The sequence below is a fragment of the Corynebacterium sp. UMB0012 genome (assembly GCF_030216265.1).
GTDB lineage: Bacteria > Actinomycetota > Actinomycetes > Mycobacteriales > Mycobacteriaceae > Corynebacterium.
This window is the reverse complement of record NZ_JASOKQ010000006.1, coordinates 105,041-131,119: the sequence shown is the minus strand read 5'-3', so window position 1 is coordinate 131,119 and position 26,079 is coordinate 105,041. Positions and strand designations below refer to the sequence as shown.

Sequence of the window (26,079 nt, the reverse complement as noted above, 5' to 3'; positions counted from 1 at the left end):
CTTCGGTGACACCGTAGTCATTATCGGTGAAACTCCTTCTAGATCAGAGCCTCACACACAAACTTCCTGACACCCTCGTGGCTTATATCGTATTTAGCGGTGGACACGCGCAGGGATCGGATCCGTCGAGCGCTGAATTCGATCCAGAGCTTAAGGCCGCATGTGCTACGAGAGACCAAGCCGAGAAAGAAATTGCCCGCCGTATGAGAAATGACGAGAGCCCAATTGTCGTGAAGGAATGGCACATCTGGGAAGCTTCATTCGGGCGCGTGTTGTCAGGAGCGAACGACAGAAGCGAGGTGCAAGTATCAATGTATGGAGTCAGGATCTAAAAGGGGGAATGCCACCTCTAGTTAAAATGACATAATGTGCATTATCGGACAAATACTAATTTTCAGAGGGCTTCATGTTTCGTCCTCAAGCCGCCTGGGCGCTAACACATCTTTCCGGGCCACCTATTGGGCCCCGGTTCAGCTTCCTTCAATCTCCACGCGATGTTACGGCGGTTTGCTTGGTGACGCTCCACAGTCCCTGTCGTGCCATCCGCCGGCCGCCAGACTCAGGCGCATGTATCGATTCCAGCTTGTAGCTCATTGGAGTTCAGCTCTGTGACAGCGGGCCCCATCAGTCTTTCGGGACTTCTTCATTCAGGGGCCAACCGTTGGTGGCGGTGTTTCGTTCGGTGACCGAAAACCTGATATCGGGCAAAAATATGCTCTTCTAGTGGGGCCAACTACACCACTATATAACGTCACACTGACGTTATTCGAGGAAGTTTCCCCAACGCCGTGAAGGCCTAACTAGCGATTCCGGTAAGCGCTCCACAGCTGCCAGATAGTCAACAGCGCCAAAAGAACCGAGATGGCCACAATGACCCACATCTGTTGAACGGCTACGAAAATGGTAAAACCGATGACGACGACGAGGCGCAGCCACATAAACGGGATAATCTGACGGGAATTCACAGGCTAGGCCCTCGCTAGTTCTTCTCGAAAGAAATACGGAGATTTACTTCGCCCTTTTCCTCGACCTTCGCGGCGAGCATCTCCGGGGTCTCTACGCCGTAATCAAGGCGATCAACTGGCACGGTGCCGCCGATAACGATCTGGTCTCCATCGCGAAGGACGTCAAAATCTTGAGTGATCTCGTGCGTCTTATTCTTGATCGTCAGATCGCCGGTGAGCTCAACCTTGCCAATGGTGCCGTCATCAGGGACGTCGGCAAGCGAGGCCGGCTTAGTCAGCTCAAAAGAAGACTCCGGGAAAAGCTGGGTCTCAAAGAGCTTGGACTTCATGTTCTGGTCGCGGACCTTCTTATCCGTGGTCAGCTCGTCCATATCAACGGTGACCGTGGCTGTTTTCAGGGTGGAATCAGAAATATCCGCCTGGCCGGTTACCTCCGTGGTTGATCCCGATGTGGTGGTCTTTTCCGCAGGTAGAACCTCATTAAAGGTAAAACCAACCGAGGTATGATTATTAGCACGGCCCTTGGCTACCTCCCAGGTGCCATCGAGCTCCGTTGATGCGGCCTTTGCGCCGTCGGCGGAAACTGGTTCGGTCTTTACTCCGGCGCCCTTGAGGAGCGAATACACCATCGGGCCAATGGCCACGGCGGTGAGCAACACAATCAGCACCACAAAGATGGTGATGACGAGTTTGCGGTTATAAAAAAGCTTTTTCATCTTCTATCGAAGTCCTTCTAGACGTCGCGCCAGGGCAACAAGCTCTTCGCACAAACCGGCAAGCTCCTGCGCACTAGCGCCTTCCTCCGCGGCGGTGTTGATATCTTCTGCGGAACAACGTAGTTCAAAAAGTCCGTCGCGCAAACTCTCTGCCTTGTCTGGAGTAAGGATCACGGCATTGGCGGGAATTCCCGTGCCACTGACGTTATTTCTTTGCTCATAAGCCCGCTGCTTGCAGGAGGCGCTGCAAAACTTCCGTGGCCGTCCCCTACCGCCTTGGTCAATGTCCTTCCCACACCATTGGCAGGAACCGACGTTGCGTTCACGACTAGCTGTACGGATCACCCGATACACTTTAGTTCATTTTGGGCGGGCTGGGAACAAAGACGCGTGGGTGTTCGTTATAATTAGTAGCTCTTAGGCGAAGTTTTGCTTCGCACTCAATCAGGGACCTCTTTGAAAAGGATGATGTTGCATGGCAGATCGCGTACTCCGTGGCAGCCGTATGGGCGCAGTCAGCTACGAAACCGACCGCGACCACGACCTCGCACCGCGCCAGATGGTGAAGTACCGCACCGAAGACGGCGAGATTTACGAGGTGCCTTTCGCGGATGATGCTGAAATCCCTGAAGAATGGATGTGCAAGAACGGCAAGCTGGGCCACCTGGTAGAAGGTGAAGGCGTTGAGTCTAAGCCCGCTAAGCCACCACGCACCCACTGGGATATGCTGCGTGAGCGCCGCTCCATTGAGGAGCTCGATGAGCTGCTTGAAGAGCGCATTAACCACCTGCGCTCCCGCCGCCGTTCCGCAGCCCGCCTCCTGAAGGAACAGCAGGAGCAGCAGCAAAAGAACTCTTAAAGTTCTGCGGCAGCAAAAGGCCCGTACCTCCCTACTCTAACTAAGGGACGGTACGGGCCTTATGCGTTGCGGTTGCGCCTACTTCTTGAGCTGCGCAATCTGGTGCTTTGCCAGATGCCCGATCTCGCTGGCGAAGTCAGAGACCCAGCCGGCGCCCTTACGGGCCTGAACGCCTAGATCGTGAATGGAGCCGTCCTTGACTTCACGGTTGACCAACTGGGACACGGCGCTACCGAAGTCCTGCAGCTGCTCAGCGCGATGGGCAACGCCCCACTTGGTTACCTCGAGCAAAGAATCCTTCACGAAGGAACCGTCGAGCTTGGACTCGCCATATTCGCGCTCGGTAAAGGTAATGGGAACCTCGCGGACGTCAAAGCCAGCCTTGACGGCACGGAAGGCCAGATCAACCTGGAAGATGTAACCGGCCTTGGACAGCTCATCAAAGTCGATGGACTCGAGCAGCTCGCGGCGGAAAGCGCGGTAACCGGCGGTCATATCGGACAGGCCAGCGCCCAGCGCTACGGAGATGTAGATATTGCCAAGGCGGGAGAGATACTCACGAGTTGCCGGCCAGTTCACGGTCTCGCCACCCGGGATATAGCGGGAGCCGATAACTAGGTCCGCGCCCTTGTCCACCTCTTCCAACAACAGGTGAAGCTGTTCCGGGGCGTGGGAGCCGTCTGCATCCATCTCACACAGCACCTGGTAGTCGCGCTCCAATCCCCACTCAAAGCCGGCGATATAAGCGCCTAGCAGGCCACCTTTGCCCTCGCGGTGAAGAACATGGATGTGGTCATCTTGCGCTGCGAATTCATCGGCCTTGTCACCAGTTCCATCGGGAGAGTTATCGTCCACGATGAGGATATGGACCTCTGGGACGGCCTCACGGACGCGTCCAGTAATGAGAGGAAGATTTTCGATCTCGTTATAGGTCGGGATGATGACCAAGGTCGAGGATTCAAGCGTGCTCACAGTGTTTATGCTCCTACGTATGTATCTGTGCCGGAGCGGCGCGGGGTGCGTCGCAGGCGGTTTGTGCGCAAAGCTACCAGTGCGCAGACTGTTCCAATAATAACCATGAGCCATTGCAGGGGCGAACCAAACCTCACGGAAAAGGTCTCGCCGCTACGCAAGGGCAACTGTTCTACTAAGGCGTCCGCCGTGAAAATATCCGTGGACTGGCTAACGCGTCCATCCGGGTGAACAATGGCGGATACACCAGAAGTCGCCGCCACCACCACGGCTCGGTCCGTCTCCATCGCACGCAACCGGCTCATGGCCAATTGTTGGTAGGTCATATCGGAATAGCCAAAGGTGGCGTTATTGGTAGGCGTCGTCAGCAGTTGCGCTCCATTTTTCACCGACTCCCTAAAGGCGCTATCGAAGGAAACTTCGTAGCACGTTGCCACGCCAACCGGCACGCCCGCCATGGAGACAACGCCTGGGCCGTTACCGGGCTTAAAATCGCCGGCGAGGTCCACATAGTCAGAAAACTTGCCAAAGAAATCCCGCATGGGCATGGTTTCACCGAAGGGCTGCAGGTACTTTTTATAGTGGTGGTCTCCCACCGTATGGCCGGGAGCAAAGACCTGCATTGTGTTGCGGGCTCCCACCTCATCCCGCGTAGCGGTGCCAACCAAAACAGGTGCGTCTATCGCATCGACGGCGCCACTGATCGCCGTGGCTGCCTTGCCGTCACGGAATGGGTTGATATCGGAGGAGTTTTCGGGCCAGATGACTAGGTCAATGTCTTTTTCGCGTGCGGCCAGCTTCTTTGTTTCGGCCACGTGGTTGTTGAGGACCGCCTGGCGTTGCCCGGCAAAGTCTAGGCCCATGCGAGGTACGTTTCCTTGGATTGCGGCAACCTTTGCTTCTCCGACAGTGGAATCGTCTCGGTTGATGCCTAAGCCTGCCACCGTCGCGCTTGCGAGGGGAAGGATAGCTGCTAGGAGTGCGGCGCTCTTGGCCTTCCATCCGCGTTGAATCAGGAGCGCAGCGAGACCGCAGCCGCACAAAACTGTGGCTGCGGTAATGAGCGAGGTTCCACCCCACGGCGCCAGGTTGGCTAGCGGTCCGTCGACTTGTCCCCAAGCCAATTTCACCCAAGAGAAACCGCCGAAAGGTACCGAGGAACGCAGCACCTCCACCGTGAGGTAGAAGAACGGGAAGGCAATAAAACCGTATTTCCACCGCGCTACCGCCGCGCCGCCAAAGCCCAGCACAATGGCGTATACCGAAAGCCATACGGCCAAAGCGATGTATGGCCCGCTGCCCACCAATTCGCCGATCCATGGCAACGTCAGCAAGTACAGCACGAGCGAATGTGTTACTGCAAGAAGCGCGCCCACACGGGCGGAAACGTTCCTAGTTCCCCACGGCAGCAAGCTCACGTACAGCAAGCCCACGCCCACAATGGCAACCCACCACCAGCCACGGGGCTCTATGGCGGCATACGTGAGCAGACCAGAAAGACCCGCCACTACGAGGCGGGCAAGAGTCAGCACCACTAGCTTTTTCCGCCCTTGGACTCGCCACCGGAGGGACCGAAGTCATCTGGATCCAGGTTCTCACTCCAGCGGCGGATCTCCTCCTCATCCAACACCTCATGCGGGCCAGCATCCTGCGTGCTGGGGTGCCCACTTTGTGTTGCTTGGCCACGACCAAAGGAGCCAAAATCGCCATAAGAATCGTGCTGCTGCGCCATCGGGGTGGCCTCGTAGATCTTAACGCCCATGTTTTCGATCTTGCGGTACAAGGAGGCCGCCATCACCGTGCGGAAGACGGCGCGGGTCGGCGAGAAAATAAAGAGGGCTCCGAGGATCGTCGTCAAGAAACCCGGCAAAGAAAGCAACATGCCGCCTACTAAGGTAAGGCCCACATTGCTGGCAGTCTTGCCCACATTGTCGCCGCGCACGACGTATGTACCGTCCCCTGTGCGTTCGACCTGCTTTCCCATCAAGCGGCGCACTTCAATGCCAGCGATGGACATTCCGAAGAACATGGTGACAAAGAGTGCGATAAGCGCCCAGCCAACACCGATCCATTGACAAACGGCCCAGAAGGTCAGGGTCTCTGCGACCATGTAGAGAGCAAAATACATAAACGGCATGGCCTCAGTCTAACGAGGCAGACTGATAAAGTGCTGGCAACACTCATGCGCGAGGCTGCAGCCACGGCAGGTTAAACTAGTGCGCATGTTTACTCCTGCGCTTTTTGAAGACCCCCAGTACGGCACGTGCATCCGCATCCACGTTGCCGGTGGCAGCACCCACGCCCAGGATTGGGTTACTTTGGCGCAGTGCGCCAGTGCTGTTGCGGATGGGTATGTCTACATCGACCGGTTTTCCGCAATCGAGCTGCGCAGCATTAAGGATGCGGAGGCACTCAATCAGCAGCTCCAGCAGTTGCGATTGCGCGCCACGGCGATGCCGGTGCTGGCTTCGCCTTTGTCGGCGGAGGCCAAGCAAACGGCCCAGGATATCGCGGCTGAGCTAGGAGCGGCAAAAGGCGGACCCGGACTGGCCGTTATCGCCCACGACGACGTACCGACCGGCGCGGCTGCAGTCAGCCTTAGCATCGACGGGGACGGAGCCCTGCGCCTTGAGCGTTCCCCGCTTGGCGACGCCCCCTCTGCCCCACTGACTCCACAGGCTGCTGCCCAGCACTATGGGGAGGTACTCCAGCACGCGGATTCCGCTGAGCCTAAGGCATCCGCCCTGGCAGAACCAGGCCCCATTGGCTGGTTAGATGATCATTTGCCTGCGGGCGTTGTCGACCTCGGCGCGGGCGTGCACCGCGGCGCCATCCCTGCTGAGTTTGCGCAGCTCATAGGCCAGTTAGAGGTAGACATCACCGTCACCCCGTGGGGCGGATTAGTCTTTCACAATATTGCCGAGGGTGATGCCGAAGTGGTGCTGCGCGTACTCGCCCCACGCGGTTTTATCTTCGACATCAACTCTCCCCTGCTACGCGCAGAGTAACGAGAGCGCAGAGTTTAGCGCGGCATATGCCGCCAGAGTGGGCGCGGTACAAGCCGCATGACCCACGCTAGGCCCTGCAGAGCCCGAGGAATCCACACGGTGCGCGAACGCGGCTTACCGCGCCGTGCATCGCGGTCAATGCAGTCGACTACTGCCTCGGCCACATCTGCCGGACGCACGGAAAGTGGCGCCGGCTTCATTCCTTCCGTCATGCTGCCGATGACAAAGCCAGGGCGCGCAGTAATAAGGCCTACCTGGCTGCCGTGCAGCTTGTCCGCCAGCCCCTGACAAAAAGCATCAAGACCGGCCTTGGTAGATCCGTACACGTAGTTTGCCCGGCGAGCCCTCCAGCCTGCTATCGAGGAAAAGGCGACGATATGGCCGCGGTGCATACGCTGGGAAACGAGTGTAAGCAGTGAAATCTGCGCGGCATAATCGATCGTGGCGATGTCGACCGCGTGGGAAGCATCGCGTTCTGCCCGCTGCTGATCGCCCAGGACCCCAAAGGCGACGACAGCAAGCTCAAGGGGGCCTGCCAGCTCTATGGCGCGCTCAACCACACCGGCATGGGACGGAAAATCTGCGGCGTCAAAATCAAGCAGATGAATGCTGCGCGCACCCGCCGCTCGGAGCCCGCCTTCCACGTCTTCCATACCGTGGGTGCCGCGAGCGGCGAGCACAATATCGTGGCCTGGGGCTACTCTCCTAGCGATTTCTCCGCCGATATCGCTACGGCCGCCTAGAATCAGTACGCCAGCCATTAGCGGACGTCACGCGGAGCTTGGTTCAGGGACTCGTAGCCATCGTTGGTCAGCACCACGATGTCTTCCAAACGCATGCCCCACTTGCCTTCCAAGTAGATACCCGGCTCAATGGAAAAGGCCATGCCCTCTTCCAAGGCGAGATCGTTGCCTTCCATGATGAAAGGCTCCTCGTGCGTGGACAGGCCGATGCCATGTCCGGTGCGGTGGACAAAGAAGTCGCCCCAACCGGCTGCCGAGATCGCCTGGCGGGCAATGGCATCGATGTCTGCGGCGGTGCTGCCGGGTTGGGATGCTGCGCGGGCGGCAGCTTGGGCGTCGGCAAGCACGGCATAGGCATCCTGAAAATCCTGCGGGGCCGTAGAAATATCCCCGCCCACTACGTAGGTGCGGGTGCAATCGGAGTGGTAGCCGGAAGGCAAAGTGCCTCCGATATCGACGACGACTGGCTCGCCCTCAGCCAACACGCGATCCGAAAAGCTATGGTGCGGGTTGGCACCATTCGGGCCGGATCCGACAATGACGAAATCGATAACAGAGTGCTCCTGCAGGATGAGCTTTTCCAGCTCGTGGGCCACCTCGGCCTCGGTGCGGCCGGCCTGCAAAAGCTGTGGAACTTGCGCGTGGACCGCGTCGATGGCATAGCCAGCCTTCCGCAGCTCAGCAATCTCAGCCTCGTCTTTGCGGGTAAAAAGCTCGGCTAATGCATAAGTGGCCAGTTCATAGCTGGCGTGTGGAAGCAGATCTTGGAAACGCAGCACGTGGTCTGCAGTCAGCGACTGTCCCAGCGCTACCTTGCCTAGTCCGTCGCCTGCGCCATGCAGTGCAAGCTCATAAGGATTTTCTCCGTCATTCCAGCCACGCAACTCTACATCTAGCTCACCTACTGGAGCAGCCTTGATATCGGTGATATCGGTATTAGGCGCGGCGATCCATGCATTGCCCTGCTGCGGCACGACCAAGACCGTCAAGCGTTCGTGGGAAGAAACCCAGGAGCCGGTGAGGTAGGCAAAGTCTGGTCCCGTGCCAATGAGGAGCAGATCGATGCCCTTGTCTGCAGCTGCCTTTTGGGCGGCGTGCAGACGCTGGGCGTAGACATCAGCGGAAAAAGTCTGAGTATCAGTCATGCCCCAGAGTCTACTCGTCCGCGCCGCGGATTTTAGGCGCCAATGGCTACGACACCGCGCTGAATTGCGTCGATGGCCCGGCGGGCGTTGCGTTGAATTTCGCCGTCGTACCCCGTCTTAGCCACTTGTTGGAGCAGGTCGATGACTTGGCGGCACCAACGGACAAAATCACCCGGGGTGAGCTCGGCGCCGGCTTCATTGGCCGCAGCCATGCAGTAGCCCAAGGGTGCGCCGGCCGCCCATTGGTGTACCGCCAAGGCGAATCCGGCCTCTGGTTCACGGGTGGGCGGCAGCCGATGGCGCTGCTCATCAGCGGTCAGTTCGGTGTACACGCGCCACGTGGCATTCATAGCGTCAGCCATACGCTCGGTGGCTGCTTCCGGTTGCCCACTGGTGGCCTTGCGGTTTTCGAAACAGCACAGGGAGGCAACGCCGGCAAGCTCTGCAGGATCGAGTTCATCCCAAATTCCGCGCTTGAGGCATTGGGCGACGAGCAAATCGGATTCGCTGTGAATTTTGGCAAGGCGCTCGCCTTCCTCCGTGATGACCGGCGTGCGATCGGCACCGGCCCCGGTGAACTCGACGTAGTCCATCTCAGCGAGGAGGTCCACAATGCGCTCGAAGGTGCGACCCAAAGTATCCGTAGCTTTATTGACTTTGGACTGGAGCTTGTCCCGATCACGCTCGCGCCGTGCTAGCTTTTGCGCCAGGCCCGCCAGCTGTTCGCGGTCAGTAGCCGGCCACTCGTGAGCTGGATGAGCACGCAGTGCGTCGCGCAACTGACCTACCCGCTTATTTGGCCGGGCGCGGGTGTGCGACTTCATGCGCTTGGGCCGGTCGAAGTGTTCACGGTGCAAGACATCCTGCACATATCGGGTATTGCGGCGCGGGTTCTTGCGCACCGGCTTGGGGATCTTGATGCTTCCGACTTGGATCGGTGGGTTATTGATTCCGGCCGCATCGATACGGCCAGACCACCCGGACTCAGTGGTAATCCACGGGCGGGGATCCGCAGTTTGGTTAGCGGGAGTCACAACCGCGGCGAGAATAGGACGCTTCTTGCCGGGCATGGCAATAACATCGCCCAGCTGGAGGCGTCCCAGTACCGCGATAACCTCTTGGTTTCGTTGATTGGCACTATCGATTTTTGATTGCTTTTCTTCCGCTGTGAGCTCGCGGCGCAGGCGGACATAGTCCATGAGAACCTCGGCGGGATCCTCCCCGTCTTTAGCAGGCGGTGCAAGTGAGGCCACGGCATCATCGAGCTGGTTGCGCAGTTCCCGCACGCGATGCTCGGCGCGTTCAATCTCGCGAGTTTCCTCCACGACGGAGCCATCGGCCTGGAACTGTGCGAAGGACTTTTCCAACAAACGCAGAGATTCCTCGAAGCCGAGCATTCCCAGCAAATTGATCGCCATATTGTAACCCGGTGCAAAAGTGGAAATGAGAGGATACGTACGGGTAGAAGCAAGGCCAGCTACTTGACGCGGATCCATGGCGGGTGCCCATTGCACAACTGCATTGCCCAATGTATCGATGCCACGGCGTCCTGCCCGGCCAGTCAGCTGCGTGTACTGGCCTGGGGTGAGATCGACGTGCGCCTCACCATTGAACTTAATGAGCTTTTCTAGCACCACGGTGCGCGCCGGCATATTGATGCCGAGTGCGAGCGTTTCAGTAGCAAACACGGCGCGAACGAGCCCGCGTACGAATAGGTCTTCCACGATGTGCCGGAACGCGGGCAGCATGCCCGCATGGTGCGCGGCAAAGCCACGGGAGAGGGCTTCGCGCCAGCGCTTAAAATCCAGGACCTGCAGATCTTCTTCAGGGATACCTTCCACACCCGCATCGACGATGTCCTTGATTTCCTGTGCTTCCTCTTGGGAGGTAAGCACCATGCGGCTGCGCAGGCACTGATAAAGAGCGCCGTCGCAGCCGGCACGGGAGAAAATGAAGGTGATCGCCGGAAGCATATCCTGCGATTGCAATACCTTCAATACCTCTGGGCGGCCTAAGGGGCGATAGCGATCCTGCTTCCGAGCGGCGCCGGAGCGTCCCTTTCCCTTACCGTGGAATTCGCTGCGTCCGCCACCCTTGTGACGCGCACGCGCACGAAAACCCTTGCCGGATTTATAGTCTGCGCGACCATCATCGGTATCGCCGGCTTCAAGGCGCTGGATCCTACGCTCTAGCTCGGAGTTGACCTGGCCGCCAGATTCTGGCTCGAAGAGCGGATAAATCTTGCGCCCCAGCATCATCCACTGGTCGAGGGGAACTGGGCGGTGTTCGGAGACGATGACGGTGGTATCGCCGCGCACGGTAGAAAGCCAATCGCCGAATTCTTCCGAATTGGACACTGTGGCAGATAGGCCGATGATGGAGACATGATCCGCGAGGTTGAGGATGACCTCTTCCCACACTGCGCCGCGGGAGGCATCAGCCAAAAAGTGGATCTCATCCATGACCACGTGGGTCAAGCGATCGAGGGCCGCGGATTCTGCGTAAATCATATTGCGCAGCACCTCTGTGGTCATGACGACGATCTCTGCATCAGAGTTGATCGATACGTCGCCGGTGAGCAGACCTACGGCTTCTTCGCCGTGCTCTTCCACCAAGTCGTGGTACTTCTGGTTGCTCAAGGCTTTAATTGGCGTCGTATAAAAGCACTTGGTTCCCCGGCTCAGCGCCAAAGAGACAGCAAATTCGCCCACGATGGTTTTGCCGGCGCCGGTCGGCGCGCAAACCAGTACGCCATGACCGTCCTCCACGGCTTGGCAGCCCTTTACCTGGAACTCATCCAACGGGTATGGCAGGGCTGCGGTAAAAGAATCCAGATGAGTTTCAGTCATGACTCCCCAGGCTACCCGTGCCTAGAGGACATCGTCGAAAAAACCGCCGCTGGACGACGAAGTCCCACTGGCGCCGGTGCTCCATGTCTGCTGTGGCTGCTGCTGTGCCTGTTGTATTGGCTGTGAAACGGGTTGAGTAGATCCCGGTGAAGGGTTTACTCTGCTCGGCGCCTCGACAGGGGTTGGCCCGCCGATGGCTCCTGGTCCAGCACCAAGCGGCGAAGCAGTCTCATCATCGAGATCCATCCACTCGGGGCGTTCGCGTTGCATGCGCTTGTCGTGGAGGCGGCAGAACTGGAATGCGATCTCGATGAGCAAGATGAGTGAACCAGCCAGTACCACCATCGAGAAAGGATCCTGGCCTGGGGTGACGAAGGCGGCGAAAATCATCACGACGACAATGATGATGCGACGCTTGTCTTTGACGTGTTCATATTCGAGCACGCCAATAAGGTTCAGAGACACGATAAGCAGTGGGATTTCAAAGCTAATGCCAAAGATAAGCAGCAGGGCCAGGAGGAAGTAGAAATATCGCTCACCGGTCAGGGCCGCTGTTTGATACTCGGCGCCGATACCCATGAGGAATTCCAAACCCACGGACAAGATGAAATAGGCCAGCACAGCACCGGCAACGAATAGGCCCACCGCGGCGCTGACAAAGCTCAACGTGTAGCGGCGCTCGTTCTTATGGAGACCAGGCACAACGAAGGCCCAGACCTGATACAGCCACACCGGCGAGGACAATACGGTGCCGGCCAAAGCGCCTACCTTCAAGCGCAGCAGGAGCATTTCGAACGGGCTGGTGGCCAATAGACGGCACTCGCCGTCCGCGCTAAAGGAGGCGCGCTTATCTGGGGGCAGCGCACAATACGGCTCTCGTAGAATTTCGCCCAACGGAGACAGCCCGAATGGGGCTCGTTGGTACCAAATGAACCCAATGATGGCCCCGACGACAACCGCTAACACGGAAATAATGATGCGACGGCGCAGCTCCTGCAGGTGCTCCACCAAGGTCATCTCCCCGGTAGGGTTCTTCTGTTTGCGCGAAAAGCGCAGTTTACCCTTCACGTTCTTGCTTGTTTTCTGGGGAGATACCGGCTGTGACTGTGACGACATCAGTGTGGCTCTTTCAACGCAAAGAAGCGAACACTTCCCTACTGCACGGATTGCGGGTGCATATCCGCGCGCTGCAGGGGTGTTCGCGCGACGACAGGTTAGGGGCGTTTACTGCTGAGTATTGGTGTTGTTCTGCTGGCCCGGCTGCATGTCTGGTCGGTTCCAGAATTCCTCATCGGACTGCTGCTTCTGGTTCAGCTGTGCTTGAGACTGAGAACGCTGGGCATCCTCGGAATGCATCTCATTGACCTCAGACTTGAAGATGCGCGCGGAACGGCCAATAGAGCGTGCCAATTCCGGCAACTTCTTTGCACCGAAAAGCAAGACGATGGCAAGAACGATCAGGCCGATTTCCATAGGTCCTAGGCTCATGGAGAAACCTCTTTCAACTAGTGCACCAGCATGCCGGAAAGCATCACCGCCGGCTTTTTGCCAGCGAGCAGGCGCAGTAAACGGGCAAGTAACTGGCTACAGAGTATAGCCGCTCAATGCAGTGTTTCCTCGCTCCGCAATGAGGTTTACCACGGATTGAGGAGCCACTACCCGCAACCTATCAGCCTGAGCAAGGGCAAAGCGAATAAGCCAATCCACTGATCCCATAGGCATTGTTGCAGCTATTTCCCCATTTCCCAGGTCTTCGCCCAGACGCATATCGTAATACTCAGCCAGCCACGTGAATTCTTGGTTAATTGCTAGTTGCACGGTGTCTCCATCGCCCAAATTAAAGGGTGAGGAGGCATCAAAGTCGAGTTCCTTCAGGTGCGGCTGAGCCTTTTCCTCCGTGAGGCATGCGCTTCTAATGCGGTCTATGCGAAAGGTGCGATGGGCTTGCTTAGCTTCTTCCCACGCAGCCAAGTAAGGCTCAGAATCGACAATAAAAATGCGGGCTGGATCCACTACCCTTTCGGATTCTGCATTCGAAGAAGCACTCCAGTAGTGCAGCCGGATCCGCTTTCGTTCATCAACCGCCTGGGACAAAAGCGCCTGGATATCCGTCTCTTCAGGGGCTGGAGTAGATAGCGAATCATAAATGGCAACAGTTCTTTCATCCATGATGCCGCGCAGCTTAGCGGCGGCGGATTCGACCGCGCGGGCGTCGATTAGCCCTGGCATCGCCTGCAAGGACTCCAAGGTAAGAAGCAAGGCACCGGCTTCGGTTGGGGTGAGCCGCAGTGCCTGGCTTAAGCCTTGATCATTATGGATGGTTACCCCATCGCGATAGCTAAAGGAGAGATCGATGAGGTCTTCGGTATTGCGCCCCGTGCCGGAGCAAAAGAGGCGATCGAGAGCTTCCTTCAGCTCGCCGGGTTCCATACCTAAGTCCTTGGCCGCTTCCATGGGCGTCTTGTCGGGATGATTCTTGAAGTACGGAATCAGGTTCAAAGAGCGCACGAGCGCCTGGAGCTTCTGTGATCCATCAGCCATGACTAGCGTCCTTCCTGCGGATGTGCTGCCCTGCGCAAAAGGGAAACGACCTCCTGGCGTACTTCGGCTGGTTCCACCACTTGTACCTCCGGCGCATACCCAGCCGCGGTGCGTACGAGCCAGTCCTTATCCACCTTGCGCAGCATCACCGTGCCGTCGGGCTGCTGCTTGCCGGCGTCCATAAGCTCCCGCGCCTGCCCCTCAGGGATGACAAGGCGTGCATCCACCTTTTCCCCGCGTTGCAGTGCACGCTCTACCAAGACCTGCAGGTCCTCTGTGGGGCTGGTGTGTTCCGCGGGATCGTGCGAACGCTTGATGTTGGAGACGCGAAGAGCACGAAAGACACGCGGGGCGTTGCGTTCTACATCGAATCCTACGATGTAGATGTGGCTATCGCGATTGACCACTCCCCATGGGTCCATCACGCGGCGTACCGGTTTGGCGGCCGGGTGTGCACAGTAGGAAAACGTGATTCGCAGCTGATTGCGCACTGCGGCGAGTACAGAGGTAATGATTTCCGGGGCGAGGCGGGTGATGTCATTGACGGCCGTGTACACCGGCGCACCGGCAAGGTTGCGCGAGGCGCCGCTGGCGGCAATCTTGGTCCAACCGGACAAGGAGAAATCGCTCAGGCCTCCAGTTGTGCCTACTCCCCCAGCGATGCCCAAAACCATGGCCTCTTCTGGGGAAAATTCTACCGGCGGTAGCTGATAGTTACTCGCGTCGAGGCGATAGCGCGCCCCGTCTTCGCCGCCTGAATGCACAATGGGTACCCCAGCGCGCTGGAGGGTTGCGATATCTCGGGCCAGTGATTTGGCGAAGGCTTCATCTGATTTATCGCCGTATCCTGCCACATGCCGGCGAATCCAGGAGGCGGTGCGATCCGGGCTACCGCCGGAGTTGGCGGCGCCCTGTAGCGCGAAAGAGAGGTTGGTGAGTCTTTCTACCGCCTCATCATGCCGTTTCGGCGCGGGGTTGTGTGCTGCCACGTGCTGTGTTGTCTCCCTGATATGGCTCGATGGTGGATCTAGCTGTGGTGTAGACGCATATAGTCTAGCAACGCATCGACCCGCTCTTCGTGGGCCACGAAGGGGTCAAGGAGCTCCTCGGTGCGCGGCTCTGGGCGGTTGACCTTTAATCGCGTCCAATCAACGGTGACGTTGGCCCCGAGGCTACGAGCAGCGGCAAGGAACTGGCCGCGCAGCGCAGCACGGGTGGTGGCAGGTGCTGTGTCCATGGCTCGTTCGATCTCGGAGTCTGTGATCCAGCGTTCGATAAGGCCCTTGCGTAGCAATACATGGTAGAGCCCGCGGCTCGGACGAATATCGTGGTACGTCATATCAATCTGGGCGAGCTTGGGGTGGTCCCACTGACCACCCAGCCGTGCGCGGTAGCGCTCGAGCAGTCCCAATTTGATGACCCAGTCGATTTCTCGGTCCACGCCGGAGAAGTCTTGAGTCTCAATGGCGTGCAGCATGCGCTGCCAGAGATCCACCACGCGCCGCATTTCTGCGGTGGGAGTGCCGGCGTCTTCCCGTTCTTCCAGCCATTGGGTTGCGCGCTGGCATAGTTGCTGCTGGACCTCGAGTGCGGTGACGTACCCACCGCTGGCAAGCGGTAGTTCGGTCGAGCCCGTCATATCGCGCGCGATGGCGCGGATATGGTGAATGGGTTTTTCGATGTCGAACTCCGGTAGGCCAAATCCGGCTTCCAGCATTTCCAGGATGAGCAGCGTGGAACCGACTTTTAGGGCCATGGTGGGCTCGGCCATGGTGGAATCGCCCACGATGACGTGCATGCGGCGGAAGCGCTTGGAATCGCCGTGTGGTTCATCGCGGGTATTGATGATGGGGCGTGATCGAGTGGTGGCAGAAGATACGCCTTCCCAGACTTGGTCTGCGCGTTGCGAGAGCAGGAATTGGGCGGGCTTGTCGCCCTTAGCTGGCTGCACCATGCCGGCGCCGCAGATGAGCTGGCGGGTAATAAGGAACGGAAGGAGCGCCAGCCCCAAATCCTTGAGCACCATGTGGCGGCTGATGAGGTAATTTTCGTGGCAGCCAAAGGAGTTTCCGGCTGAATCCACGTTGTTTTTAAACAGGTACACCGCGCGCGGGTGCCCCTCGGCAGCAAAGGTCTGCTCCGCTTTTTCGCCCAGCCGGTTGACTATCGCATCGCCAGCGCATTCATAGGCCAGAAGCTGGCTCAAGCTATCGCACTCGGCGGTGGCTACCTCGGGGTGGGATCCGACGTCGAGATACAGGCGGCTCGCGTTGGTGGAAAAGATATTAGAGGAAGAATGTTCCTGAACGATGGGCCGGAAAAGCACGCGCGCCGCTTCATCAGGGCTCAGGACGCGTTCTCCTGGGCCCGCGCTGGTGGTTAAGCCATATTCCGTCTCGATGCCCATGATGCGACGGGCGAAGACGGAGCGCTGGTCACCCACCATTACTGCCCGCCCTTTTGGACATAAGAACGAACAAATTCCTCGGCGTTGTTTTCTAGCAGCCCATCGATCTCATCGAGCAATTCATCGGTGCCGGCAGTATTGATGCTCAGCTGTGTGGAGGTAAACTCCTCCTCCCCCGTGGAGTCATCGCCGCCGTTACCGCCGGTGACCTGCGACTGGTGGGTTGACATGGTATGAACGTCCTTTCCTTCGCTTCTGCCTCGATGTCTGACTATTAGTTACGGTACTCGGGCTGGATACCGCTGTCAGTTAGTCCCTGAAGAAGATCCTCCACCGTAGGTGCGGCGTCGATGATCTCCTCGCACTGGGCGCGAGTCAGGCTGGTGGTCTCATCCATCGGAACCGTGGCCCAGGGTGCCGCGGTTTCCTCGCCTAACCGCACCGTGAGGCTTTGCCAGCTCGCGGCGATGATGTCTTCGCCGAATTTTTGCGTCACTCGGCCGCGGAAATACGCGCGGGTATCCTCCGGAGGGGTGCTGGCGGCGTCTTCAATCTCTGCAGCGCTAAAGAGCTGCCGCATCTGGCCTTTACGCACCAGCGCGTGGTGTAGCGACTTGGCAGGATCGATCTCTGCGTATTGCAGGTCAATCAGGCGCAGCTTCGGGTCTGCCGGGTCGATACCGCGGTCGAGGTAGCCCTTGATCAAGCGATACTTCGCCACCCAATCCAACAGGTGCGCTGCCTGCATCGGGTCCTTTGCCAGAAGTGCTACGGCCTCGTCCCAAGCCGCGAGCACCTTGTGGTCTGCGTCGGTGCGTGGGGCGACGCGAGCGCGATATTCAGCGAGGATTTCTAGGGCGGTGAGCTGGCGGGCGTCGGCAAGCTCGAGGCGATGCTGAAGGGAGAGATCGCGGCTGACGCGCGGGACCTCCGCCACGGCATCCTGCAAGCGGAGATCGCTAAAGTCCACCCCCTGCTCAATCGCATCGAGCACCAGCGAGGTCATGCCTAGTTTGAGCAGCGTGGAGGTCTGCGACATATTCGCGTCCCCAATAATGACGTGGAGGCGCCCAAAGTCTGCGTGCACCGCATGCGGCTCGTCGCGGGTATTGATGATGCCGCGATTAAGGGTAGTTTCCAGCGAGATTTCCTGCTCAATATAGTCAGCGCGCTGGGAGATCTGGAATCCCGGCTCCTCGCCAAACTCGCCGATCCCCATGCGTCCGGCGCCGATGACTACCTGGCGGGCCACGAAAAACGGGATAAGTGCCTGCGCCATAGTGTCAAAATCCGTGGCGCGAGAATACTGATAGTTCTCGTGCGAGCCATAAGACGCGCCCTTGCCGTCCACGTTGTTTTTATAAAAACGCAAGGCAGGGCACGGGTCATGGTTGGCGAGCACGGACTTTCCTTGTGCGCTGAGCCCTGCTACGGCTGCGGCGGCTTGCAGGAGCGTGGCGTCACCTGCGGCGTCGTAAAGCGTGGCGTCCCAAGCATTAGTGCATTCCGGCGCGGAATATTCTGGGTGCGCGTGGTCGACATAAAAGCGCGCGCCATTGGCCGTGACCACATTGGCCACCCCGATGGCGTTGGGATCCACCACGGGCACGGTGTGGTAGCGCTTGAGATCGAAGCCGCGGGAATCGCGCAGAGGATGTTCCTCGGCAAAGTCCCAGCGCGAGCGCGCCCCAGTGTGCATAGCGGCATACGCTACCACCGCGTGCGTGGAAGAAATGATGGGCGAATACTCCGGCAGCTCCGGGGTGGCAATGCCGTACTCGGTCTCGGTACCTACAACGCGGCTCATGCGCTCCTCCTAACGGTCAGTAGCTCCACCCGCTCAACGCGGGCACCTGCATGGTCTTGGGAGATGATCTTGGTCCACTCCTCGGGGTTGGTAGAGGTGGGCACGTACTCGGATTCCGCGCGCTCGGTCGCGATAGCCTGGAGCAAATGCTGCTTGGCGATGCCCCCCTCGCGCCCGCCTATCCCCTGCTCACTGCCCGCACGCTGTTGCAGTTCGTCCTTGATAGCCAGCTTCTTGGCGCGGGAGAGGATATTGGCAATCATCGCGCCGGAGACGAAGTCCCGGTAGTGCAATACCTCGCGCTCGCCGCTGGAAAAGTGCAGCTGCACAAAGGGGCGATCGGCATAAAGCTCGTCCACCGCAGTGCCGATAAGTTCCTCTAGCGTGCCCTGGTGCGGCACGGATTCTGCAAAGTGGCGGGCGAAAATCTCGCGGGCACCCTGTTTACTCGGCCGGTTAACCCGGATCTTGATATCGAGCCGCCCGGGGCGCATGATGGCTGGGTCGATGAGCTCCTCGCGGTTGGTAGCGCCAATAACGATCACATTGGAAAGGCTCTCCACGCCGTCAAGTTCTGTGAGCAGCTGCGGCACCACCGTGGTTTCCATATCCGAAGACACGCCTGAGCCACGGGTACGGAAGATCGATTCCATCTCATCAAAAAAGATGACCACCGGCCGGTCGGAACTCAGCTGGGCTAATTCACGAGCGCGCTCAAAGATGAGGCGGATGCGGCGTTCCGTCTCGCCTACATACTTATTGAGCAACTCTGGGCCCTTGATATTGAGGAAGTAACTAGGCCCATCACTGCCCAGTTGCTGCGCCAAAGAATGGGCCACGGCCTTAGCAATAAGCGTCTTACCGCATCCTGGCGGGCCATAAAGGAGGACGCCCTTAGGCGGCTGTAGCTCGTAGTGGTGATAGAGGTCCGGATGAATAAACGGCAGTTCCACGGAATCGCGGATCTGGGAAATCTGCTCATCGAGCCCGCCGATGTCCTCATAGCGCACATCGGGGACCTCCTCAAGGGAGAGCTGGGAGACCTCCGTCTTTTCCACCTTTTCCAGCGCGATAGCGGCCTTGGGGTCGACCAACACTATCTCGCCTGCTGCCACGCGGGTTTCCTCGCGCAGTGCCTGCGATAGCAACACCACTTTTTCCTCGCCGGAGGAATTTGCCACGATGAGGCGGCTCTCTCCCAGGCGCTCCACCACGGTGGCGAGCTCACCCGTGCGCTCGGGTGCGCACCCTTCCACCACTACGAAGCCATCGCCCAAGCGAACCTGCTGGCCGGCCACTAGGCTGCCCGGTTCCACATTGGGCGAAACCTTAAGCTGCATCACGCGGCCGTTGGTGTAGACCTCCGCGGTGGTTCCCACCTCGCTGTGAGTAGGCGAATAGCCTAAGAAAACGCCGTAGGTCGATGCCGGCTCAGCCAGCGCGTTAAGCTCCGCAAAAAGCTGCTCGAGCTTCCCACGCGATTCTTTTAATAAGCCCGCCAACTTCTGATTGCGGGCAGCAAGCTGGCTAATTTGCCGCTTATAGTCCGTGGCTTCATCCATGCCCACTACTCTAACGCGGCCCAGTCGGCGAAAGAGGGTACTTGCGCTTTAAATTCTGGGCGCTGAGGTGAGCCTATTTCCAGCTTTACTTGCGGGCGCGGCGCTGCGGGCGCGGCGGGGTCACGCCATCGGCCAGGCGGCGGGTCCAGATAAGGAAGGCGGTATGCGCATTCATACGGTGCTCCGGGCGCGTAGCCAGGCCTTCAACCTTCCATTCGCGCACCAGTGATTCCCAGGCCTTAGGCTCGGTAAAGCACTTGAGCTCGCGGATTCCTTCCATGACCTTCATCAACTGCGGCACCGTTGCCACGTAGGTCATGAAAACACCACCGGGGATGAGGAGATCGCGCACGGTCTCCAAGTGCTCCCAGGGCTCGAGCATATCGAGGATCACGCGGTCTACCGGCCCACCCAAGTCCTCGGCGGTGACATCTCCTAAATCGCCGAGGCGCGGCGACCACCACTCGGGCTGCTCGCCAAAGTATTCCTTGACGTTATCTACCGCATACTCGAGGTGGTCATCGCGCACCTCATAGGAATACACATGCCCCTCTGGCCCCACGGCGCGCAGCAGGGACATAGACAGCGCACCGGAGCCAGCGCCGGCCTCGAGCACGCGCGCGCCCATGAAGATATCGCCCTCTACCAAAATCTGCGCCGCATCCTTGGGGTAGATCACCGCGGCACCGCGCGGCATGGATAGCACGTGATCCACCATCAGGTGGCGGAAAAGCAGGAAGGAGGAGCCAAGGGTGGACTCAATGACCGAGCCCTCGTCCATACCCACGATGTCATCATGGTTAATGATGCCCTTGTGGGAGTGGAACTGGCCTCCTTCTTCCAGAATAACCGTGTAGTGGCGCCGCTTGGCGTCGGTAAGCTGCACGCGGTCGCCATAGGCAAAGGGGCCGGAATAAGCCATGTCTCAAGACTCCTCGAGGTTGCGGTTACTATCCCACCAAGTATGCCTCAAGTGCCTGCGCGAGCCATACTTGGTCCCGCTCGCCCACCATTTCACGCGCCGAGTGCATAGACAGCATGGGCACGCCCACATCCACAGTATCGATGCCCAAACGCGTCGCCGTAATGGGACCGATGGTCGAGCCACAGGGCACATCATTATTGCCCACAAACCGCTGTACTGGCACGCCTGCCTTCTCGCACGCTGCTTCCCACAGCGCCACCGTGGTGGCATCGGAGGCATAGCGCTGATTACCGTTGATCTTGGTCACTGGGCCCTTGCCGATAATCGGATGGTGCGTGGGATCGTGCTTGCCCACGTAATTCGGGTGCACCGAATGCGCGGCATCTGCCGAGACACAGCTCGAGCGGGAGAACATCTGGAAGCGTTCCTCCTCGTTGGCCCCCAGCGCCCGCGCCGTGCGAGTAAGTACATCCGCCAGGATGGGACCGCCCGCACCATAGCGCGAGCTGGAGCCCACCTCTTCGTGGTCAAAGGCCATCATGACCACGATATCCTTGCCCTGATATTCCTCGGCGGCCTGCTTCATTGCTTCCAACGAGGCATGTACGGAAGAAAGGTTATCCATGCGTCCGGCCGCGATGAACTGCTCGCCGGCGCCAAAGACTTCGCCGCGAGCGGCATCGGCCGTAATCAGGTTAAAGGAAGCAATATCCTGCTTGGCGACGCCCACCTTCTCCCCCACTACCTGCAAGATCGACGCCTCCGGGTCACCCACGCTCAAAACCGGCTGCATATTGTGCTGGCGATCCGGCTTAAACTCATCCTTGCGGTAGAGGTGGATTGCCAGGGACGGAAGGCGCAGTACCGGGCCAGTATTGACCAGGTGCCGCGTGCCGTCCTTGGTGACAATCTGCCCGGCAACGGTCAGCTCCCGGTCAAACCAGGTATGCAGCAGCGCACCGCCATAGATTTCTACTGCCACCTGCTGCCAGCCGGCTGCGGAAAAGTCCGGCGTGGGCTTAAGAACCAAGCCCGGCGAATCTGTATGGGATCCGACGATACGGAAACCAGAATTCTTATCCGCGCCCTCTGGCACGTACCACGCCGCTACCGCGCCGCCGCGCACCATGACGTGGCCGCCTGGCGCAGCGGACCACTGCGTTCCCTCATCCTGTACCTCAAATCCCGCCTCGCGCAGCTGGCGGGATACCTCATCAGCAGCGTGGTACGAAGAAGGAGAAGTAGCAATGAAATCTAGGAAATCTGCGGTATAACTCATACCTCCTAGCTTGCCACGAATCGCGCGGCGATAGGCTAGATACACCATGGCTACTTCATCTACACCCCGCCCACTGGCCCTGTCGCCCTCGCGCGCCTCCGACTATAAGCAGTGCCCGCTGCTCTATCGCTTTCGCGCCATTGACAAGTTGCCCGAGCCCAAGACCATCGCCCAGGTCAAAGGAACCCTTGTGCACGCCGTTTTGGAAGAGATGCACAAGCTACCGCGCGAAGAGCGCACCTATCCTGCCGCGGTGAAGATGATTAAGCCCTCCTGGGCAGAGATGACTGACAAAGACGAGGAACTTTTAGAGCTCGTGCCAGAAGAAGACACCTACGACTTCTTCGTCGCTGCCAGGGAACTGCTCAAAGGCTATTTCCAGATGGAAAATCCCCAAGGCTTTGATTGCCAAGAAACAGAGATGTACGTCAATACGGTCCTGCCCAATGGCGTCCCCGTCCGCGGCTTCATCGACCGCGTGGACCGCGCCCCAACTGGCGAGGTCCGAGTCGTGGATTATAAAACCGGCAAGAAGCCACTTCCCCGCTTTTCCCAGGATGCACAATTCCAGATGCGCTTTTATGCGCTGGTCTACTGGCGCATTCTAGGCACCATTCCCCACCAATTGCGCCTGATGTACCTCAAGGTCTTGGACTCGATGTTTCTTAGCCCAAACCGTGAGGAACTCGAATACTTCGAGCGAGATCTCGGCGAATTGTGGGCCAAGATTGAGGCCGATGGGCGCGCCGGGGACTTCCGTCCGAAGCCATCCAAGCTCTGCGGATGGTGCGCCCACCAGGATCTCTGCCCGGAGTTTGGCGGCACCCCGCCGCAGTACCCGGGCTGGCCGGGTTCCGCGGCGGATACGAAGGACTAGCGCCCCACCTGCCTAGAAAAGGCCCGAAATGGTGCCCTGCTTATCGACGTCGATATTATTGGCCGCAGGCTTCTTCGGTAGTCCCGGCATCGTCATGACGTTGCCCGTGAGCACGACGATAAATCCCGAACCGGTGCGCGGCAGCAATTCGCGCACGTGCAGCGTATGGCCTTCCGGCGCCCCCAGAGCAGAGGCATCATCGCTGAAGGAGTACTGCGTCTTAGAGACGACCACCGGCAGCTTGTCCCAGCCATTGTCTTGGATGTACTTGAGATCCTTGAGCGCCTTTGCCCCGTATTCCACACGGTCTGCGCGATAGATCTCGCGCGCGATGGTCTCGATGGAGGCCTCGATTCCCTCCTGCGGATCGTAGAGCTGCTTGGCTCCTCCCTGTAGGTTCTCCAGCAAGGTCTCTGCCAGCTTGGTAGCGCCCGCGCCACCCTCGGACCAGACATTGGCTTCCTCCAATGCCACCCCAAAGTCTTCGGCCCACTGCCGCATGAACTCGCGTTCTGCCTCGGTATCGGACCAAAATAGGTTGAGCGCAACAACTGGCTTGATCCCGAACTTGCGCAGGTTTTCTACGTGGCGCTCTAGGTTGACTATGCCCGCCTTGAGGGCATCCAGGTTTTCCTCAGTGAGCTTATCCTTGGCCACACCGCCGTTGTATTTCTGCGAGCGGATGGTGGCAACGACCACGGCGCCAGCAACATCTAGGTCGCCAAAGCGCGCCTTAATGTCGACGAACTTTTCTCCGCCGAGGTCGGAGCCGAAGCCGGCCTCGCTTAAGACGATATCGCCAAATTGCAGTGCGGTGTGGGTTGCCAACAGGGAGTTGCAGCCGTGCGCAATATTGGCGAATGGCCCACCGTGCACCAAGGCCGGCACGCCGCCAAGGGTCTGTACAAGGTTCGGGTTGAGGGCATCACGCATGAGCGCCGCGAGCGCACCTTCCGCATTCAAGTCACGGGCGGTAACGGGGCGCTGATCATAGGTGAACCCAATAGTGATATCGCCGAGGCGCTTCTTTAGGTCCTCGAGGTTCGTGGCCAAGCACAAGATGGCCATGATTTCGGAGGCCGCGGTAATGGTGAAACCGGTTTCTGCAGGCACACCGTGAGCCGGCCCGCCCAGGCCGGTCACCACGCTGCGCAGGGCACGGTCGTTGACGTCCATGCACCGCTGCCACGTCACGCGCCGCGGGTCGATGCCCAAGGCGTTGCCTTGATGGATGTGGTTATCAATGATGGCGGCCAGGGTGTTGGTTGCAGAGGTAATGGCATGAAAATCGCCGGTGAAGTGAAGATTGATGTCCTCCATGGGGACAATCTGTGCATAGCCGCCACCAGCCGCGCCGCCCTTAATACCCATCACTGGTCCTTGGGAGGGCTCACGCAGGGCAACGATGGCCTTCTTACCCAACTGATCCAGGGCGTCGGTAAGGCCAATGAGCACGGTGGACTTGCCCTCGCCGGCAGGTGTGGGCGATACGCCGGTGACAAGCACCAGCTTGCCTTGGTTTTCCTTGGAATAGTCCACCTTGGTGATATCGACTTTGGCTTTGGTGGTGCCATAGGGAATCACGGCGTCGGCAGGAATGCCCGCCTTGGCCGCAATCTCCGCGATTGGCTGCAGGTGGTGGGCTTGGGCAATTTCAACATCGGATGGCTGAGTAGTCATGGTCTTAGCTTACCGAGCTCGGGAGTTAAATAACCCGCATTTTTCCAAGAAAGTGAATTGAATCAATCTGCCTGTCCACGCTGCGATCCAAAAAGGCGCCCTACAGGGCGCCTTGCGGGTGGACTTGTCGTCTATCTCTTACAGGATGACGAGGCCAAATGCGTACCCCAAGAGGACAGAAACCACGATGCTGACCGTGCCTGGGATGAGGAATGGGTGGTTGAATACAGCCTTGCCGATTCGAGTCGAACCTGTATCGTCCATCTCCACCGCTGCCAGCAGCGTTGGGTAGGTCGGCAGGATAAATAGAGCCGAGACGGCCGGGAAAGCAGCGACTGCGGTAAGGGGACTTACGCCCAAAGCCAGGGCGGCTGGCATGAGGGCCTTGGTCGTAGCGGCCTGCGAGTACAGTAGCGCTGCGGCGAAGAACAAGACCACCGCGAGCAGCCACGGCGAAGACTCAATAACGCTACCAGCCATAGACTGAATATCGTCCATGTAGTGGTTGATAAGGCTGGTACCCAACCAAGCAACGCCTAGCACACAAATACATGCGGACATACCGGACTTAAATACCGGCGTATTGAGAACATCCCCCGCCGGGAACTTCGACATCATGACGATGATGGTGGCCGCGGTGAGCATAACCGTCATAATTGCCTCATTACGTGGCAGGGTTGGCTCTGCAATTAGCCCGACCTGCTCCGAGGTCAGCGTGGCCCATGCCATCACGATGACGATGGCTACCAAGAACACCAGAACAGAAGCCTTGGCGCCCTTCTGCGGCTGGAAGTTCTCGGCGCCCAGTGGTTGCTTAACCAAGCCTTGCGCCTTGCGCTCCTGGTACACCGGGTCATCATCTAGTTCCTTGCCAAACTTATTAGCAATCCACGCAGCTGGGAAGATAGACAGGAAGGTTGCCGGAATGACGACTGCTAGCACCTGCAAATAGCCCGCTCCGGCTGGCTCCAACAGACTGGCTAGGAGAACGACTGCGGCAGATATAGGCGAGGCACAAATTGCCATCTGGGAGGCAACTACCGCAATGGAAAGCGGGCGTGACGGGCGAACCTTGCCTTCTTTAGCTACCTCAACAATGACCGGCAGCGTAGAAAATGCAGTGTGGCCGGTACCGGCCAGCACCGTCATCAACCAAGTAACGATGGGCGCGTAGAACGTAATCCGCTTTGGGTTTTTACGCAAAAACTTTTCTGCAATGTGCACCAGGTAGTCCATGCCACCAGCCCTCTGCATTGCGGCGATGGCGGCAATGACGGTCATGATGATACCGATGACGTCGAACGGGATGTCTTCCCTAGTAATGGGGACACCGGTGAGACCAAGGGCCAACACACCGAGGCCGCCGGCCATACCGATACCAATTGAACCAATCCTCGCGCCCAAGAAGATGGCGGCGAGAACGATGACTATATGAACAATAACCATGGACATACTCCATACGCTCTGTATGCAAACTAAGGGCACGCGTCTCCATACAGAGTGCATGCCGTCCTCAACATCTTCTATTGTGCACCTATCACGTCGATTTATTCACTCGAATTGTCCGTTTGTGTTGATTCCCACATGTATTAAGCGTCTCGTTATAAGACGGTCGGTATCCTTCTCCGCATTCGCCCAGCACAGGGCCGTAAAAGGACACTAGCTACCGCCGATTCCATGCACACAAAAGACCCCTACAGCCTTCGCCAGTTTTCCTTGTACATCAAGAGAAAATGGCAGAGAC

General features: G+C 58.6%; 24 protein-coding genes. 3 read left to right on the top strand and 21 right to left on the bottom strand.

Annotated elements, in window-relative coordinates; translation table 11 throughout:
* Positions 1-800: 800 nt before the first annotated feature.
* The 3 genes from QP324_RS04845 to QP324_RS04835 are packed head-to-tail and all read right to left on the bottom strand — an operon-like array spanning position 801 to position 2,026.
* A complete protein-coding gene (locus QP324_RS04845) occupies positions 801-965 on the bottom strand; it encodes a hypothetical protein (RefSeq protein ID WP_239229809.1) in 165 nt (54 codons plus the stop codon).
* A 14-nt stretch (positions 966-979) separates the two neighbouring features.
* Complete coding sequence (locus QP324_RS04840; RefSeq protein WP_284814804.1) at positions 980-1,681, bottom strand: YceI family protein; 702 nt, start codon at positions 1,679-1,681, stop codon at positions 980-982.
* A gap of 3 nt (positions 1,682-1,684) precedes the next feature.
* Positions 1,685-2,026: a hypothetical protein gene (locus QP324_RS04835; RefSeq protein WP_284814802.1), complete on the bottom strand. Its 342-nt coding sequence runs from the start codon at positions 2,024-2,026 to the stop codon at positions 1,685-1,687.
* Between the two features lie 130 nt (positions 2,027-2,156).
* Here QP324_RS04835 and QP324_RS04830 point away from each other — a divergent pair, with 130 nt between their 5' ends.
* Positions 2,157-2,540, top strand: a complete 384-nt coding sequence (locus tag QP324_RS04830) for an RNA polymerase-binding protein RbpA (protein WP_023021567.1) — start codon at positions 2,157-2,159, stop codon at positions 2,538-2,540.
* A 78-nt stretch (positions 2,541-2,618) separates the two neighbouring features.
* Here the strand turns inward: QP324_RS04830 and QP324_RS04825 are convergent, their stop codons facing one another.
* From QP324_RS04825 to QP324_RS04815, 3 genes are read right to left on the bottom strand one after another with little or no spacing between them, the layout of a single operon-like run.
* On the bottom strand, positions 2,619-3,512 hold the full coding sequence (locus tag QP324_RS04825; protein WP_284814801.1) for a polyprenol monophosphomannose synthase: 894 nt from the start codon (positions 3,510-3,512) through the stop codon (positions 2,619-2,621).
* Between the two features lie 5 nt (positions 3,513-3,517).
* Positions 3,518-5,047: an apolipoprotein N-acyltransferase gene (lnt, locus tag QP324_RS04820; RefSeq protein ID WP_284814799.1), complete on the bottom strand. Its 1,530-nt coding sequence runs from the start codon at positions 5,045-5,047 to the stop codon at positions 3,518-3,520.
* On the bottom strand, positions 5,047-5,649 hold the full coding sequence (locus QP324_RS04815; protein ID WP_284814798.1) for an FxsA family protein: 603 nt from the start codon (positions 5,647-5,649) through the stop codon (positions 5,047-5,049). The genes lnt and QP324_RS04815 overlap by 1 nt, the downstream gene beginning before the upstream one ends.
* A gap of 85 nt (positions 5,650-5,734) precedes the next feature.
* On the opposite strand from QP324_RS04815, the gene QP324_RS04810 reads away from it, so the two are divergent.
* Positions 5,735-6,520, top strand: a complete 786-nt coding sequence (locus QP324_RS04810) for a precorrin-3B synthase (RefSeq protein ID WP_284814796.1) — start codon at positions 5,735-5,737, stop codon at positions 6,518-6,520.
* Between the two features lie 14 nt (positions 6,521-6,534).
* Here the strand turns inward: QP324_RS04810 and QP324_RS04805 are convergent, their stop codons facing one another.
* The 13 genes from QP324_RS04805 to QP324_RS04745 form a co-directional block, all read right to left on the bottom strand.
* Positions 6,535-7,281, bottom strand: a complete 747-nt coding sequence (locus tag QP324_RS04805) for an SDR family oxidoreductase (RefSeq protein ID WP_284814794.1) — start codon at positions 7,279-7,281, stop codon at positions 6,535-6,537.
* Positions 7,281-8,408: a Xaa-Pro peptidase family protein gene (locus QP324_RS04800; RefSeq protein WP_284814792.1), complete on the bottom strand. Its 1,128-nt coding sequence runs from the start codon at positions 8,406-8,408 to the stop codon at positions 7,281-7,283. Before QP324_RS04800 ends, QP324_RS04805 begins: the two co-directional genes overlap by 1 nt.
* Positions 8,409-8,440: 32 nt before the next feature.
* Positions 8,441-11,257 carry an RNA helicase gene (locus tag QP324_RS04795; RefSeq protein ID WP_284814790.1) on the bottom strand — a complete coding sequence of 939 codons (2,817 nt, stop codon included), beginning with the start codon at positions 11,255-11,257 and terminating at the stop codon, positions 8,441-8,443.
* A gap of 21 nt (positions 11,258-11,278) precedes the next feature.
* Positions 11,279-12,274, bottom strand: coding sequence for a twin-arginine translocase subunit TatC (gene tatC / locus QP324_RS04790; RefSeq protein ID WP_284814809.1), 996 nt, complete (start codon positions 12,272-12,274; stop codon positions 11,279-11,281).
* 207 nt (positions 12,275-12,481) lie between these two features.
* Complete coding sequence (gene tatA / locus QP324_RS04785) at positions 12,482-12,745, bottom strand: Sec-independent protein translocase subunit TatA (RefSeq protein WP_005324774.1); 264 nt, start codon at positions 12,743-12,745, stop codon at positions 12,482-12,484.
* Between the two features lie 96 nt (positions 12,746-12,841).
* Positions 12,842-13,798 carry a YafY family protein gene (locus QP324_RS04780; protein ID WP_239278815.1) on the bottom strand — a complete coding sequence of 319 codons (957 nt, stop codon included), beginning with the start codon at positions 13,796-13,798 and terminating at the stop codon, positions 12,842-12,844.
* Between the two features lie 2 nt (positions 13,799-13,800).
* Complete coding sequence (locus QP324_RS04775; RefSeq protein ID WP_284814787.1) at positions 13,801-14,787, bottom strand: YafY family protein; 987 nt, start codon at positions 14,785-14,787, stop codon at positions 13,801-13,803.
* Between the two features lie 38 nt (positions 14,788-14,825).
* A complete protein-coding gene (pafA, locus tag QP324_RS04770; protein WP_284814785.1) occupies positions 14,826-16,244 on the bottom strand; it encodes a Pup--protein ligase in 1,419 nt (472 codons plus the stop codon).
* Positions 16,244-16,435: a ubiquitin-like protein Pup gene (locus QP324_RS04765; protein WP_239278812.1), complete on the bottom strand. Its 192-nt coding sequence runs from the start codon at positions 16,433-16,435 to the stop codon at positions 16,244-16,246. The genes pafA and QP324_RS04765 overlap by 1 nt, the downstream gene beginning before the upstream one ends.
* Positions 16,436-16,479: 44 nt before the next feature.
* Positions 16,480-18,012, bottom strand: coding sequence for a depupylase/deamidase Dop (dop, locus tag QP324_RS04760; RefSeq protein WP_284814783.1), 1,533 nt, complete (start codon positions 18,010-18,012; stop codon positions 16,480-16,482).
* On the bottom strand, positions 18,009-19,574 hold the full coding sequence (arc, locus tag QP324_RS04755) for a proteasome ATPase (protein WP_284814781.1): 1,566 nt from the start codon (positions 19,572-19,574) through the stop codon (positions 18,009-18,011). Before arc ends, dop begins: the two co-directional genes overlap by 4 nt.
* Positions 19,575-19,659: 85 nt before the next feature.
* Positions 19,660-20,496, bottom strand: coding sequence for a tRNA (adenine-N1)-methyltransferase (locus QP324_RS04750; protein ID WP_005324783.1), 837 nt, complete (start codon positions 20,494-20,496; stop codon positions 19,660-19,662).
* A gap of 28 nt (positions 20,497-20,524) precedes the next feature.
* Positions 20,525-21,778, bottom strand: coding sequence for a M18 family aminopeptidase (locus QP324_RS04745; protein WP_284814779.1), 1,254 nt, complete (start codon positions 21,776-21,778; stop codon positions 20,525-20,527).
* Positions 21,779-21,824: 46 nt separating this feature from the next.
* Between QP324_RS04745 and QP324_RS04740 the strand changes: the two genes are divergently transcribed.
* A complete protein-coding gene (locus QP324_RS04740; protein ID WP_284814777.1) occupies positions 21,825-22,655 on the top strand; it encodes a RecB family exonuclease in 831 nt (276 codons plus the stop codon).
* A 12-nt stretch (positions 22,656-22,667) separates the two neighbouring features.
* Here QP324_RS04740 and QP324_RS04735 read toward each other — a convergent pair whose 3' ends face one another.
* Complete coding sequence (locus QP324_RS04735; RefSeq protein WP_284814775.1) at positions 22,668-24,335, bottom strand: formate--tetrahydrofolate ligase; 1,668 nt, start codon at positions 24,333-24,335, stop codon at positions 22,668-22,670.
* Positions 24,336-24,473: 138 nt separating this feature from the next.
* On the bottom strand, positions 24,474-25,781 hold the full coding sequence (locus tag QP324_RS04730) for an anaerobic C4-dicarboxylate transporter (protein WP_284766484.1): 1,308 nt from the start codon (positions 25,779-25,781) through the stop codon (positions 24,474-24,476).
* Positions 25,782-26,079 lie beyond the last annotated feature (298 nt).

What these genes read in the sequence shown, in the direction of transcription:
- QP324_RS04840 (WP_284814804.1), bottom strand. Translation starts at nt 1,681, where the DNA reads ATGAAAAAGCTTTTTTATAACCGCAAACTCGTCATCACCATCTTTGTG.
- QP324_RS04830 (WP_023021567.1), top strand. Translation starts at nt 2,157, where the DNA reads ATGGCAGATCGCGTACTCCGTGGCAGCCGTATGGGCGCAGTCAGCTAC.
- QP324_RS04815 (WP_284814798.1), bottom strand. Translation starts at nt 5,649, where the DNA reads ATGCCGTTTATGTATTTTGCTCTCTACATGGTCGCAGAGACCCTGACC.
- QP324_RS04810 (WP_284814796.1), top strand. Translation starts at nt 5,735, where the DNA reads ATGTTTACTCCTGCGCTTTTTGAAGACCCCCAGTACGGCACGTGCATC.
- QP324_RS04805 (WP_284814794.1), bottom strand. Translation starts at nt 7,281, where the DNA reads ATGGCTGGCGTACTGATTCTAGGCGGCCGTAGCGATATCGGCGGAGAA.
- QP324_RS04800 (WP_284814792.1), bottom strand. Translation starts at nt 8,408, where the DNA reads ATGACTGATACTCAGACTTTTTCCGCTGATGTCTACGCCCAGCGTCTG.
- QP324_RS04795 (WP_284814790.1), bottom strand. Translation starts at nt 11,257, where the DNA reads ATGACTGAAACTCATCTGGATTCTTTTACCGCAGCCCTGCCATACCCG.
- tatC (WP_284814809.1), bottom strand. Translation starts at nt 12,274, where the DNA reads ATGACCTTGGTGGAGCACCTGCAGGAGCTGCGCCGTCGCATCATTATT.
- tatA (WP_005324774.1), bottom strand. Translation starts at nt 12,745, where the DNA reads ATGAGCCTAGGACCTATGGAAATCGGCCTGATCGTTCTTGCCATCGTC.
- QP324_RS04780 (WP_239278815.1), bottom strand. Translation starts at nt 13,798, where the DNA reads ATGGCTGATGGATCACAGAAGCTCCAGGCGCTCGTGCGCTCTTTGAAC.
- pafA (WP_284814785.1), bottom strand. Translation starts at nt 16,244, where the DNA reads ATGGTGGGTGACCAGCGCTCCGTCTTCGCCCGTCGCATCATGGGCATC.
- QP324_RS04765 (WP_239278812.1), bottom strand. Translation starts at nt 16,435, where the DNA reads ATGTCAACCCACCAGTCGCAGGTCACCGGCGGTAACGGCGGCGATGAC.
- dop (WP_284814783.1), bottom strand. Translation starts at nt 18,012, where the DNA reads ATGAGCCGCGTTGTAGGTACCGAGACCGAGTACGGCATTGCCACCCCG.
- arc (WP_284814781.1), bottom strand. Translation starts at nt 19,574, where the DNA reads ATGGATGAAGCCACGGACTATAAGCGGCAAATTAGCCAGCTTGCTGCC.
- QP324_RS04750 (WP_005324783.1), bottom strand. Translation starts at nt 20,496, where the DNA reads ATGGCTTATTCCGGCCCCTTTGCCTATGGCGACCGCGTGCAGCTTACC.
- QP324_RS04745 (WP_284814779.1), bottom strand. Translation starts at nt 21,778, where the DNA reads ATGAGTTATACCGCAGATTTCCTAGATTTCATTGCTACTTCTCCTTCT.
- QP324_RS04740 (WP_284814777.1), top strand. Translation starts at nt 21,825, where the DNA reads ATGGCTACTTCATCTACACCCCGCCCACTGGCCCTGTCGCCCTCGCGC.
- QP324_RS04735 (WP_284814775.1), bottom strand. Translation starts at nt 24,335, where the DNA reads ATGACTACTCAGCCATCCGATGTTGAAATTGCCCAAGCCCACCACCTG.
- QP324_RS04730 (WP_284766484.1), bottom strand. Translation starts at nt 25,781, where the DNA reads ATGGTTATTGTTCATATAGTCATCGTTCTCGCCGCCATCTTCTTGGGC.